The following is a 12730-nucleotide window of genomic DNA, read 5'->3' on the forward strand; positions in this document are numbered from 1 at the left end:
AGCCAGTCGCGTACGTCGCTCTCGTCGCCGACCGCGGTGATCAGCCCGTCGCGCACGGCGACGGCGGTGGCCCGCGGTCGGGCCGGGTCGAGGGTGCGGACCGTGGCGCCGGCGAGAACGAGGTCGGCGGTGGCCATGTGGTGAACTCCCTTGGCGTGTCTGGTCATTCGGCGGGTTCGGTGGCGAAGGCGGCGTACGCCGTGGGGCGTCTGCGGCGCAGCCACCAGGCGAGCGGGAAGCCGGTGGCGAAGACGAGGGGTGCCGTCACGACCAGGATCGTGTTGACGGTCGCCGAGGCGCCGGTGAACAGGTCGATGTGGCCGACGACCAGGACGATCGCCGTGGTCAGCAGGACGGTGGCGGCGATCGGTGCGACCACTGTGGGCAGGATGCCCTCCCGGTGGCTCACGCGCCGGAAGTAGCAGGGCACGGCGATCGCGGTGAGCAGCTGGAGGAACAACAGGCCGATCATTCCGGGGGTGTTGACCCACAGCAGCAGCTGCCCGTACGGGTCGGCGCCGGCCGCCCAGAAGGCGAGGACGACGACGGCGCCGAGGACGGTCTGGGCCATGCCTGCGAGGTACGGGGAGCGGTGGCGCGGGTGGATGCGGCCCAGCCGCCTGGGCAGCAGGCCCTCTTCGGCGAGGGCGAGGACGTAGCGGTTGATGGCGTTGTGGAAGGCGAGGAGGGAGGCGATGACGCTGGTGACGATGAGCACGTGCATCAGGTCGGCCGCCCAGCCGCCCACGTACACGGTGATCGCGGTGAAGAACAGGCCGCCCGGGTCCTCGGCGGCGGCCCGGACGACTTCGTCGTTGCCGAAGGCCTGGATGGCGATCCAGACGACGAACGCGTAGAAGAGGCCGAGGAATCCGACGGCGAAGTAGGTGGCGCGCGGGACGGTGCGCTCGGGGTCGCGGGCCTCGCGGCGGTAGATGACGGTCGACTCGAAGCCGGTGAACGCGGCGAAGGCGAAGGCGAGGACGGCGGCCGTGCCCGGGATGAGGATGTGGTCGGGGTGGAGGGAGGCGGCGGACAGGCCGTGCGCGCCACCCTTGACGAGGACGCCGCCGGCGAGGAGGACGAGTATCCCGGTCTCGGCGACGAGCAGGACGCCGAGGACCTTGGCGCCGAACTCGATCGAGCGGTAGCCGCCGTAGCCGATGAGCAGCAGGCCGGCCAGTGAGATCGGCAGCCAGGGGACGTCGGTGCCGAAGAGGGCGTGGACGGTGTCCTGGGTGGCGGAGCCGAGGAGGCCGTAGACGCCGATCTCCATGCCGGTGTAGCCGACGAGGGCGAGCAGGGCGGCGCCGATACCGACCGGGCGGCCCAGACCCCGGGTGACGAAGGCGTAGAAGGCGCCGCCGCTGCGGACGTGCCGGCTCATCGTGGTGAAGCCGACGGCGAAGACGGCCAGGGTGATGCCGGCCAGGAGGTAGCCGACGGGGGCTCCGATGCCGCCGAGCATGATCGCCAGCGGGGCGACTCCGGCCATCACGGTCAGGGGCGCGGCGGCGGAGACGACGAAGAAGGCGATGTCGGCGGTGCCGAGAGAGCCGGAGCGCAGGCCCGCCGTGGCAGACGGCACTCCCTCCTTCGGGGGCTCGTTGGTGGTCACGGACATGGGAAGGCCCTTCGAGCGGCGGACGGGAGGGGTTCCGGGCGTGCGGGATGGCGCCGAAGGTCCCGGCGTACCGGGGATGACGTGCGCCGGGATCCGTAAATCTAAAGCCTTTCGGTTTCTGCAATGTAACCTTCCGTTGGGTAGGCGGGAAGACCTCAGGGAGAAGACTGACGATGGGCCGGCCGCGCACACCGCTCCTCGACCGCGAGCGCATCACCACCACGGCGCTGCAACTGATCGACGAGCAGGGCGACTTCAGCGTGCCGCAGATCGCCCGGCGGCTCGGGGCGCAGACCGGCTCGGTGTATCACCATGTGGATGGCCGGGACGGCATCGTGGAACTGCTGCGCGAGCGGGTCGCGTCCGCGATCGACGTCACCACCCTGGACGCGGGGCCGTGGGACGCGGCGCTGGAGGCCTGGGCACGCTCGTACCGAGCCGCGTTCGCCGCGCACCCGAGGACGATCCCACTGCTGATGACGTCACCCGTACGGGCGCCCCGAGTGCTGGAGCAGTACGAGCGGGCGGTGACGCTGCTGCTGGACGCCGGGTTCGCCCCCGGCGAGGTCATGCCGCTGCTCGTAGCCCTGGAGAACCTGGTGCTGGGCTCGGCGCTCGACCTCGCGGCGCCGGAGACGATGTGGGAGCTGGCGGACGGCACGCCCACGCCTCGGCTGGCCGAGGCGCTGGCCGCGGTCGGCGAGGGGCGGGCGGACCGGGCGTTCGAGGTGGGGCTGACCGGTTTCCTGGAGCACGCGCGGGCCATGCGGGCCGCCCGGGCCTGACCTGCGCAGGCGCCTTCCATGCCGGCCGCCGCCCGCGCGGCGGCTTCGAGGTCGTCTGCGCACTTTTGCGCAACAGTCACGAGGGCAACTGGGCCCGCAGGGACCACGACAGGTGCCCTGGCCGGGGCACGCTGCCTGAACTGCGCGGACACGTTCTCGGTAAGAGCGGCATTACCGATGTGTGTCACGGGTGTTGACGCCACGCCCGGAGTGAAGCCATTCTCGCCCGAGGCGAAATCCCGCATGGCGTTCGTTATTTCGAACGTCGGCGGCGTCGCGTATCACCATGGCGCCACACAGCAAGGAGAGTGACGGCGGCCTCGTTGTCGAACCGGTTCGAAAGAGGGCGGCAGCGAGCGGCGTCGAACCGGTTCGACAGACCCACGTATCGACTCACAGGAGCTGCAACCGATGGTGCAATCGAGAGCAAGACGGGCGCGCCCGGGCCCACGCGCGCTGGTCGTCACCGCACTGGGCGCCGGCCTGCTGGCCACGGGCCTGACGGTGCCGGCCGCGACCGCCGCCGAACTGCCGGCGCCGAAGCTGCACTACACCTTCGACACCGACGACCTGAGCTCGGGAAAGGTCACCGACAGCTCCGGCAACGGGCTCGACGGCTCTCTCGTCAACGCCTCCACCGCGGCCCTGGTCGGCGGCGCGGACGGCGGCGCGGCGCTGGACCTGCCCGGCGGGGCGCCCACCTCCAACGGCGCGTACGTCCGGCTGCCCCGCGAAGCGGTCGGCTCCGCAACCGACCTGACGGTCTCCGCGCGTGTGAAGTGGAGCGGCGACAAGTCGTCCTGGCAGCGGATCTTCGATCTGGGCACCGACACCACCAAGTACCTCTTCAGCACTCCGTACAACGGCAACGGGCTGTTCCAGACCTCCGTGACCACCGGCGGTGGGAGCGCGGAGGCACAGGTCCGCGGCTACGCGCCGCTCCCCGCGGACAAGTGGCAGACCGTCACCGTCACCCTCGACAGCTCCGCGGACCGGCTCACCACGTATCTCGACGGCGTGGCGGTCTCCTCCGCCGAGACCAGCATCAAGGCCAGGGACGTGTTGGACAGCTCGGCCACGGCCGCCGGCTACATCGGCAAGTCGTTCTGGCCGGATCCGCTGCTCAAGGGCGCGGTCGACGACTTCACCGTGTGGCATTCGGCGCTCAACTCGGAACAGGTGGCCGACATGGCCGGGAACGTCCCCACCCTGCAGGAGCTCTCCAAGACGTCCTTCGAGGTCCGTACGACGACCGGGACCGCCCCGTCCCTGCCCGCCGCCGTCCGCTCCTCGTACTCCGACGGCTACGACCGCGACACCCCGATCACCTGGGACGCCGTACCCGCCGACAAGTACGCCCAGCCGGGCACCTTCACCGTGGCGGGAACCGCGGCCGGACGCGCGGTGAAGGCGACCGTCACCGTGGTTCGCGAAGGCCAGCTCAACGTCGACCTCGGCTCGGACACCGGCAAATTCCACGGCGGCGCCTCCGGCACGCTCTACGGCGTGTACGGGCCGGACGTCCCGACCAACAACCTCATCGAGGGCATGGGCCTGCGCACGGTCTCCACGAAGGCGCAGGACGGCCCGCAGCACCCCGGTGCCGACGCACTGGAGGTGGTGAAGCCGCTGGCCGACTCCACCGACGGTGACGTGTACATCTACATGACGGACATCCACCGCGGCTTCCCGTACCAGTGGCCGGGCGACACCCCCGAGGAGAAGCTCAAGCTCTACCGGGAGAAGATCGTCAAGCAGGTCGACCAGGTCCTGAAGCTGCCGAAGGAGTACCAGGACAACATCGTCTTCGTGCCGTTCAACGAGCCCGAGGGCAACATGTTCGGCACCGGCCAGTGGAGCTACAACAAGGTCAGCTGGCTCAACGACCCGGACGACTACTTCGCCGCCTGGGACGACTTCTACCAGCTCATCAAGAGCAAGATGCCCGAGGCCCGCATCGCCGGCCCCAACACCAGCGTCCTCTACGAGCAGGTCAAGGGCTTCCTCACGCACACCCTGGCCGCCGGCACCCTCCCGGACGTCATCACCTGGCACGAGCTGAGCCACCCGGAGGCGGTCCGCGAGAGCGTCGCCAAGTACCGGGCGTGGGAGAAGGACCTGTTCAAGGGCACCGACCGCGAGGGCACCCAACTCCCCATCAACATCAACGAGTACGCCTTCAATTACCACACCTCCGTCCCCGGCCAGATGATCCAGTGGGTGTCCGCGATCGAGGAGTCCAAGGTGGACGCCGACATCGCGTACTGGAACATCGACGGCAACCTCTCCGACTCCGCGGTGCAGTCGGGCCGCGGCAACGGCCAGTGGTGGCTGCTGCACTCGTACGCCTCGATGAGCGGGCACACGGTGAAGGTGACCCCGCCGTTCCCGGGCGAGAACTACACCATGCAGGGCGTCGCCACGCTGGACGAGGAGAAGAAGCAGTCCCGGCTGATCTTCGGCGGCTCCACCGGCAAGGGCCACATCACCTTCGACAACGTCCCGAAGAAGATCTTCGGGGACCGCGTCCACGCCTGGGTGAAGGAGATCGAGTGGACGGGGCAGGTCGGCGACAACTCCGGCCCGAAGCTGCTCTCGGAGCAGAACCTGAAGGTCGGTGACGACGGCGAGGTCGTCGTCGACTTCGGCGACGGCGCACTGCCGAAGCTGAAGGAGTCCTCGACGTACGAGATCGTCCTCAGCCCGGCCGGGAAGGCGAAGAGCACGCAGTCCCCGCCCGTGCGCTGGAATGCCTCTTACGAGGCGGAGGACGCCGCCCACACCGGTTCCGGCTACTCCAAGAACGGCCCCGAGGGCTCGCCGCGCGACGTGTCGAAGTTCTACACCTCCGGCGGCTACGACGTGGGCGGCCTGCGCACCGGCTCCGACGTCAAGCTCGACTTCACGGTGGACGTGCCCGAGGACGGCGTGTACGACCTGAGCGTCTTCGCCAACTCCCTCAACACCTTCGACAAGGTGAAGGAGCAGGGCCCCACCAACGTCTTCCTGAGCGTGGACGGCAAGGCGGACAGCGAGCAGGAGCTGTACCTGCCGCTGGGCTACAAGTGGGTGGTGTGGGACCACACCGACACCAAGGTGAAGCTCACCAAGGGCAAGCACACCCTGACGCTCGCTGCGAAGAGCGCCGACGGCAAGCGCGCCACCAAGGGTGACGCCATCGTCGACCGCCTCACCCTTTCCCTGCCCGAGGCTTCGGCCGACACGCAGGTGTACGAGGGTGAACTGGCCTGGCTGGGCGGCGGGGCGAAGCCCGTCTACGACCTGCCGAAGCAGCCGGCCACCGGCTCGGGCGCGGCCCAGCTGGCAAAGAACCAGACCGCCACGTTCTGGGTCTACTCGCCCGCCGACCGCGAGGCCACCCTCAAGGTCGACACTCTCGGCGGCACGGGCGCCCGGCTCTCCGTCAACGGCCACGACGTCCTGCGCCTGGGCAAGGGCACGAGCAGCGCGGCGGTCTCCCTCTCGGGCGGCGTCAACAAGGTGACGCTGACAGGGGGTTCCTCCACCACCCTCGTCGACCGCCTCAGGGTCACGCCGACCGAGGGCGCGCTGCCGGCGCGTACGTACGAGGCACAGGACGCCGAGCTCGCGGGCTCGGCCACGCTGACCCCGCTCTCCCTGGCCACCGACGGCACGGCGATCAGCGGCATCGGCGGCGACCCCGGCAACGGCAACACCGCGACGTTCACCGTCGCCGCCGACCGGACCGGCCTGTACGCGCTGCGCATCCGCTACTCCAACCCGGAGCAGTCCGAGGCCACGCACTACAACCCGGACCCGCTCGCCCGCCACGCCGACATCAGCGTCAACGGCGGCGAGGCACGGCGCGTGAGCTTCCCGCACAGCTTCCACCAGAACAACTTCTGGGAGCTGACCGTCCCCGTCCAGCTGAAGAAGGGCCAGAACACGATCGCCTTCCGCTCGGAGGAACTGCCCAACTTCGACGGCGAGACGTACGCGTCGGACACGTTCCCGGGCGTGCTGCTGCGCTCGAAGTACGCGCCCCTGATCGACAGGATCACGGTCGCCAGGTTCGCGGCCCCACGGCCGTGACGTGAACGGCCCCACGGCCGTGAAGTGAAAGGACAAGGGAGTCAGAGTGGTCACGATCGGCGACATCGCGCGCGCCGCCGGGGTTTCCCGCAGCACCGCCTCGTACGCACTGTCGGGCAAGCGGTCCATCTCCGCGGAAGTGCGGCAGCGGGTGGCGGACGCGGCGCGGGAGCTGGGCTACACCCCCAACGCCGGCGCCCGCGCCCTCGCCACCGCGGAGACGATGGTCCTCGGCCTGCTCGCCCAGTTCCACGAGGACGAGTTCGCCCCGGCCATGCTCCAGTACATGCTGGGCGTCTCCGACACCGCGCGCGAGCTGGGGTACGACACCCTGCTCGTCACGGAGGCCGACGGCGCCCGCGCGCTGCGCCGGATCACCAGCTCCCGGATGGTCGACGGCGTCGTCCTGCTGAACGTCGCGCAGGACGACGCCCGGCTCCCGCTCCTCAGGTCCGCGCCCCAGCCAGGGGCACTGGTCGGACTGCCGGGCGACTGCTCCGGCGTGGATGTCTTCGACCTGGACTTCGAGGCGGCCGGCCGGCTGATGGTCGACCACATGCACCAGCTGCGGCATCGGGAGCTGATCCTCGTCTCCCAGCCGGAGCACGTCGTCGAGCGCGGCGGCGCCTACGTGTGGCGGCTGCAGAACGCGGTGGTGCAGCAGGCGCGGGCCCGCGGCATCGAACTCCACGCGGTCTTCGGCGAGTCACGGCAGCCGGAGGTCGGACGGACGCTGCACGCGCTGCTCGACGCCCACCCGGCCGCGACCGGCCTGCTGCTCAACAACGAGGCGGCCGCGGCGGCGCTGCCGTCCGTCCTGCACGCCCGCGGTCTTGAGACACCACGGGACCTGTCGGTCATCGGCCGCTACTCCGACGAGTTCGCCCGCACCTTCTCCCTGCCGTTCACCTCCATCGAGAGCGCACCCGACCTCCTCGGGGAGATGGCCGTGCGGCAGCTCGTGCGCCGGATCGTCACCCCGCAGGCCAGGGACGAGCCGCACGTTCTGCGGCTCCTCACGCCCGAGCTCGTCGACCGCGGGAGCACCGGCGTGCCCTCCGCACCACCCAGCACCTCATGAGTTCAAGGAGAAAGACAGTGAGAGACCTCCCGAAGCCCTTCCGCGCCGCGGGCGTGCTCGGCGCCGCCCTCGTCCTCATGACCGGCGCGGCCGCCTGCTCGTCCAACACCGCCAGCGGCGGCGACCAGGCCGACGACACCTACACCTGGTGGGACCCGTACCCGCAGCACAACAAGTCGTCCGACTGGGCCAAGCGCGTCACCAAGTGCGGTGACGAGGCGGGCGTCACCATCAAGCGCACCGCCTACGACACCACGGCGCTGACCAACCAGGCCCTGCTCGCCGCCCAGGAGGGCACGTCGCCCGACATCATCCTGCTGGACAACCCCGCCGTCTCGACGCTCGCCGACACCGGCATGCTGACCACGATGGAGGAGTTCGGCCTCGACACCTCCGAGATCGACGAGAACCTGCTTGCGGCCGGTGTGGTGGACGGCAAGGAGTACGGCATCCCCATCGGCGCCAACACGCTCGCCATCTACTACAACAAGACCGTCCTGGACGACGCCGGCGTCGACCCCGGCTCCGTCAAGGACTGGGCGTCGCTCACCGCCGCCCTGAAGAAGGTGAAGGACGCCGGGCACAAGGGCATCACGTTCGCCGGCATCGGCACCGAGGAGGGCTCCTTCCAGTTCCTGCCGTGGTTCTGGGGCGCCGGAGCTGACCTGCGCGACCTCGACTCGGCCGAGGCCGCCGAGGCCCTCGACCTGTGGACCGGCTGGCTGAAGAACGGCTACGCACCCAACTCCGTGATCAACAACTCCCAGAACACGACCTGGGAGGAGTTCCTGACCGGCGACTTCGCCTTCGGGGTGAACGGCACCTGGCAGGTCAACAGCGCCGCGGAGGCCGACTTCCCGACCGGTGTCATCCAGATACCCGGCAAGGACGGCGGGATGGCACCGACCCCGACCGGCGGCGAGTTCCTCACGACTCCCGTGCAGGACGACACGGGCCGGTACGAGGCCACCAAGAAGATCGTCGAGTGCATGACCACCCCGGAAGGCATGGTGGAGACGGCCACGACCTTCGCGTACTACATCCCGCCGACGAAGGCCGGACAGCACAAGCTCCTCGCCGACCAGGCCGAACTCGAGCCGTGGGTCGAGGCCGTACGCACCGCCAAGGGACGCACCAGCGACGACCTCGGGACCGACTACCCGAAGATCTCCGAGCCCCTGTGGACCGCCGTGCAGCAGGCCCTCAGCGGAACCAAGAGCGCCAAGGACGCGCTCGGCGAAGCACAGGCGACCGCCGAGGACGAGGTCGGCTGACCGCCGCCCGAGGAGCCGTTTCATGAACATGTCCACGAAGTCCGCCCCGCAGGACCGGGAGGCCGGCGGGGCGGCGGTCGGCGAGCCGCCCTCCGCCCCGCGCCCGCGGATCCGCGTGCGCGGGCGTTCCACCCAGTGGGCCGCGTTCGCGTTCCTGGCCCCGCTCATCGCCTACCTGCTGGCCTTCTACGCCTACCCGCTCTACCGGAACATCGACCTCAGCCTGCACGACTACACCGTCAGGTCGTTCGTGCAGGGCGGCGCCGAGTTCACCGGTCTGGCCAACTACCGCGACATCATGGGATCCGAGGCGTTCGGCCCCGCGCTGCGGAACACCCTCGTCTTCACGCTCGTCTCGATCGCCGCGCAGTACGCCATCGGCCTTGCGCTCGCCGTGTTCTTCCGCGACACCTTCCGCCTGTCCGGGGTGCTGCGCGGCATGTTCCTCGTCCCCTGGCTGCTGCCGCTGATCGTCTCCGGCTCCACCTGGTCGTGGATGATGAACAGCGACAACGGCATCGTCAACGCGGCCCTCGAGGCATTCGGCATCGGTCAGATCAACTGGCTCACCGACCCGGGCTGGGCGCTGACCTCCGTGATCATCGCGAACATCTGGCTCGGCATCCCGTTCAACCTCGTCATCCTCTACTCGGGCCTGCAGAACATCCCGCGCGAGCTGTACGAGGCGGCGGCGCTGGACGGGGCGAACGCCTGGCAGCAGTTCTGGCGGGTGACCTTCCCGCTGCTCCGCCCCGTCTCGGCGATCACCCTGCTGCTCGGCCTGGTCTACACGCTCAAGGTCGTCGACGTGATCTGGATCATGACCACCGGCGGGCCGGGCAGCACCTCCACCACGCTGGCCGTGTGGTCCTACCGGGAGGCCTTCGGCGCCGGGCTGCCCGACTTCTCGCCCGCGGCCACGATCGGCAACCTGCTCATCCTCATCGCCCTGGCCTTCGGCTTCCTCTACCTCCACCTCCAGCGTCGACAGGAGCGGTCATGACAGCGCCGACGCCCTCGGTCACGCCCCGGCACCCCCGGCGCAGGCCCTGGTGGAAGACGGCCCTGGGGGTCTTCCTCACCGCGGTCATGCTCTTCCCGGTCTACTGGATCTTCAACGTGTCCCTGACCAGGACCGAGGACATGCGGTCCGACCCGCCGCACTGGTTCCCGTGGGACCCGACGCTCGAGGGCTACGCGAACGTCGTACGCGACCAGTTGCCGGCCCTGACCACCAGCCTCGGCATCGGCCTGGGCTGCGTGCTGCTCACCCTGGCGATCTCCGCGCCCGCCGCGTTCTCGCTGGCCAAGCTGCGCCCGCGGGGCGCGGGCACGGTCAACTTCCTGCTGCTGGTCGCGCAGATGGTCCCCAGCGTGGTCATGGCGGTGGGCTTCTACGCCATCTATGTGCGGCTCGGCTGGCTCAACTCGGTCTGGGGCCTGATCATCGCCGACTCCACGATCGCCGTGCCCTTCGGCGTCATGGTGCTGACGGCGTTCATGTCCGGCATCCCCGGCGAGCTCCTGCAGGCCGCGAAGATCGACGGCGCGAACACCTGGCGGATCTTCCGCTCCGTGGTCCTGCCGCTCAGCCGCAACGCCGTGCTGACGGTGTCGCTGTTCGCGTTCCTGTGGGCGTGGTCGGACTTCATCTTCGCCTCCACGCTCGACCGCAACGGCGACGCGATCCCGATCACCCTCGGGATCTACGCCTACATCGGCAACAACACCACCGAGTGGAACTCGATCATGGCGACCGCCGCCGTCGCCTCCGTCCCCGCGGCCGTCCTGCTGGTCGTCGCCCAACGCTTCGTCGCCGGCGGCGTCACGGCCGGCGCCGTCAAGGACTGACCGTGGGGAAACCGACTGTGAGGAACAAGAGTTCATGGTGAGCTTCCGACCGTCCCCGACCGCCCTCGAGGTACGGCACCGCCACGAGGTCCTGACCATCGAGGCCTGGGGCGCCGACAGTGTCCGCGTCCGCGCGGCGCAGCACCGGATCCCGGCAGAGAGCCACGGGGCCCTGGACAACCAGCCCCCGCCGTGCGACCTCCCGCAGATCACCGCCGAGAAGGACCGGGCCACGTTCGTCCACGGCGACCTCACCGTGCACGTGGACTTCGACCGGCGAGCCGCCTACCCTGAGCCCCTGCTGACCTTCTCCCGCACGAGCACGGGAGGCGAGCTGCTGGCCGAGAGCCGCGAGCACTTCTGGCTGCCGGGGGCCCGGGTCTTCACCGGAAACCAGTGGGGCACCCACGAGGTGCACCAGCAGTTCGCCGCGTACGAGGGCGAGCGGTTGTACGGCATGGGGCAGCGCACCCACGGCCGGCTCGACCTCAAAGGGCTCGCCCTGGACCTCGTCCAGCGCAACGGCGAGGTGAGCATTCCGTTCGTACTGTCGAACCGGGGCTACGGGCTGCTGTGGAACCTCCCGGCCGTCGGCCGCGCCGAGTTCGCGCAGAACGCCACGCGCTGGCAGGCCGGCCAGGCACGCGAGATCGACTACTGGTTCACCGCCGCCCCGACACCCGCCGGCATCCTCGCCCGCTACGCCGACGCGACCGGGCACACACCCGAACTGCCCGAGTGGGCCAGCGGTTTCTGGCAGTCCAAGCTGCGCTACCGCGACCAGGACGAGCTCCTCGCCGTCGCCCGCGAGCACCGGCGTCGAGGCCTGCCGCTGTCCGTCATCGTCGCCGACTACTTCCACTGGTCGGCCATGGGCGACTACCGCTTCGACGAGAGGGAGTGGCCCGACCCCAAAGCGATGGTCGACGAGCTGGCCGAACTGGGCGTCGAGCTCATGGTCTCGATCTGGCCGACGGTCTCGCCGCTGTCGGAGCACTTCGCGGACTATCGCGACCGCGGTCTCCTCGTCGGCACCCACCAGGGCGTGGAGTTCCACCAGACCATCCAGGACAAAGGCATGGCCGCGCCGATGCCGGTGGCGTTCTACGACCCCACCAACCCCCGGACACGGCAGTTCGTATGGGACCTGGTCCGGCGCAACTACCGCGACCTGGGCATCCGCGTGTTCTGGCTGGACGCCTGCGAACCCGAGCTGAACCCGGCGCACCCCGGACACCTGTCCCTGTACGCCGGGCCCGGCGCCGAGGTCGCCGGCATCTACCCGAGGGACAACGCCCGTCTGTTCGCCGAGGGCATGGCGGCGGACGGGGAGCCGACGGTGCTGCTGTGCCGCTCGGCCTGGGCGGGCGCGCAGAAGTACGGGGCGGCGCTCTGGTCGGGCGACATCCCCGCCACCTGGCAGTCCCTGCGGCAGCAGATACGGGCCGGCCTGAGCACCGCCGTGTCCGGCATCCCGTGGTGGACCACCGACATCGGCGGCTTCCACGGCGGCGACGCGCGCGATGCGGCCTACCGGGAACTGATGATCCGCTGGTTCCAGTTCGGCGTGTTCTGCCCGCTGTTCCGGCTGCACGGCGACCGCGAGCCGCGCAACCCCACCTCCTTCGCGCAGACCGGCGGACCCAACGAGGTGTGGTCGTACGGAGAAGAGGCGTACGACATCATCTCGGGCCTGCTGCACCTGCGGGAGCGGCTGCGCCCGTACATCCACGAGCAGATGCGCACGGCCGCGCGTACCGGGCTGCCGCCGATGCGGCCGCTGTTCGTGGACCATCCGGAGGATCCGCACGCCTGGGCGGTGGACGACGCGTTCCTGTTCGGCCCGGACATCGTCGTCGCGCCGGTGACGCAGCCAGGGCAACGGTCGCGGGAGGTGTACCTCCCGGCCGGCACCCGCTGGGTCTGTGCCGCCGGCGGCGAGGTCCACGAGGGCGGCCGCACCGTGACGGCGCCCGCGCCCATCGACCACATCCCCGTCTTCACCCGCGAGGGCGCGGACGTCCCTCTGACCGCATGAGGA

General features: G+C 70.0%; 8 protein-coding genes. 7 read left to right on the top strand and 1 reads right to left on the bottom strand.

All coding sequences use genetic code 11. The features are described 5' to 3' along the window. Positions 1-163: 163 nt before the first annotated feature. Positions 164-1624 (bottom strand): APC family permease, encoded by a 1461-nt coding sequence (locus ACFVJQ_RS24205; RefSeq protein WP_385786736.1) that lies wholly within the window; start codon positions 1622-1624, stop codon positions 164-166. A gap of 173 nt (positions 1625-1797) precedes the next feature. On the opposite strand from ACFVJQ_RS24205, the gene ACFVJQ_RS24210 reads away from it, so the two are divergent. From ACFVJQ_RS24210 to ACFVJQ_RS24240, 7 genes are all read left to right on the top strand, one after another. Continuing rightward, the gene (locus ACFVJQ_RS24210; protein WP_385786739.1) at positions 1798-2409 is read left to right on the top strand and encodes a TetR/AcrR family transcriptional regulator; all 612 of its coding nucleotides are present in this window, start codon (positions 1798-1800) and stop codon (positions 2407-2409) included. Between the two features lie 411 nt (positions 2410-2820). Beyond that, positions 2821-6483 carry a LamG-like jellyroll fold domain-containing protein gene (locus ACFVJQ_RS24215; RefSeq protein ID WP_385786742.1) on the top strand — a complete coding sequence of 1221 codons (3663 nt, stop codon included), beginning with the start codon at positions 2821-2823 and terminating at the stop codon, positions 6481-6483. A gap of 46 nt (positions 6484-6529) precedes the next feature. After that, on the top strand, positions 6530-7564 hold the full coding sequence (locus ACFVJQ_RS24220; protein WP_385515808.1) for a LacI family DNA-binding transcriptional regulator: 1035 nt from the start codon (positions 6530-6532) through the stop codon (positions 7562-7564). Between the two features lie 17 nt (positions 7565-7581). Continuing rightward, positions 7582-8838 (top strand): extracellular solute-binding protein, encoded by a 1257-nt coding sequence (locus tag ACFVJQ_RS24225; RefSeq protein WP_385786745.1) that lies wholly within the window; start codon positions 7582-7584, stop codon positions 8836-8838. 28 nt (positions 8839-8866) lie between these two features. After that, on the top strand, positions 8867-9841 hold the full coding sequence (locus ACFVJQ_RS24230) for a carbohydrate ABC transporter permease (protein WP_385787013.1): 975 nt from the start codon (positions 8867-8869) through the stop codon (positions 9839-9841). Next, positions 9838-10689, top strand: coding sequence for a carbohydrate ABC transporter permease (locus ACFVJQ_RS24235; protein ID WP_385515810.1), 852 nt, complete (start codon positions 9838-9840; stop codon positions 10687-10689). Before ACFVJQ_RS24230 ends, ACFVJQ_RS24235 begins: the two co-directional genes overlap by 4 nt. 34 nt (positions 10690-10723) lie before the next feature. Then, entirely contained in the window at positions 10724-12727 is a 2004-nt protein-coding gene (locus ACFVJQ_RS24240; RefSeq protein ID WP_385786748.1) for a TIM-barrel domain-containing protein, read from the top strand. Positions 12728-12730: the final 3 nt, after the last annotated feature.

It is taken from the genome of Streptomyces sp. NPDC127197 (assembly GCF_042672405.1).
Taxonomy (GTDB): Bacteria; Actinomycetota; Actinomycetes; order Streptomycetales; family Streptomycetaceae; genus Streptomyces; species Streptomyces flavusporus.

Excerpts from the sequence above, each read along its gene's own strand:
- ACFVJQ_RS24205 (WP_385786736.1), bottom strand. The coding sequence starts at position 1,624 with ATGTCCGTGACCACCAACGAGCCCCCGAAGGAGGGAGTGCCGTCTGCC.
- ACFVJQ_RS24240 (WP_385786748.1), top strand. The coding sequence starts at position 10,724 with ATGGTGAGCTTCCGACCGTCCCCGACCGCCCTCGAGGTACGGCACCGC.
- ACFVJQ_RS24215 (WP_385786742.1), top strand. The coding sequence starts at position 2,821 with ATGGTGCAATCGAGAGCAAGACGGGCGCGCCCGGGCCCACGCGCGCTG.
- ACFVJQ_RS24235 (WP_385515810.1), top strand. The coding sequence starts at position 9,838 with ATGACAGCGCCGACGCCCTCGGTCACGCCCCGGCACCCCCGGCGCAGG.
- ACFVJQ_RS24210 (WP_385786739.1), top strand. The coding sequence starts at position 1,798 with ATGGGCCGGCCGCGCACACCGCTCCTCGACCGCGAGCGCATCACCACC.
- ACFVJQ_RS24230 (WP_385787013.1), top strand. The coding sequence starts at position 8,867 with ATGTCCACGAAGTCCGCCCCGCAGGACCGGGAGGCCGGCGGGGCGGCG.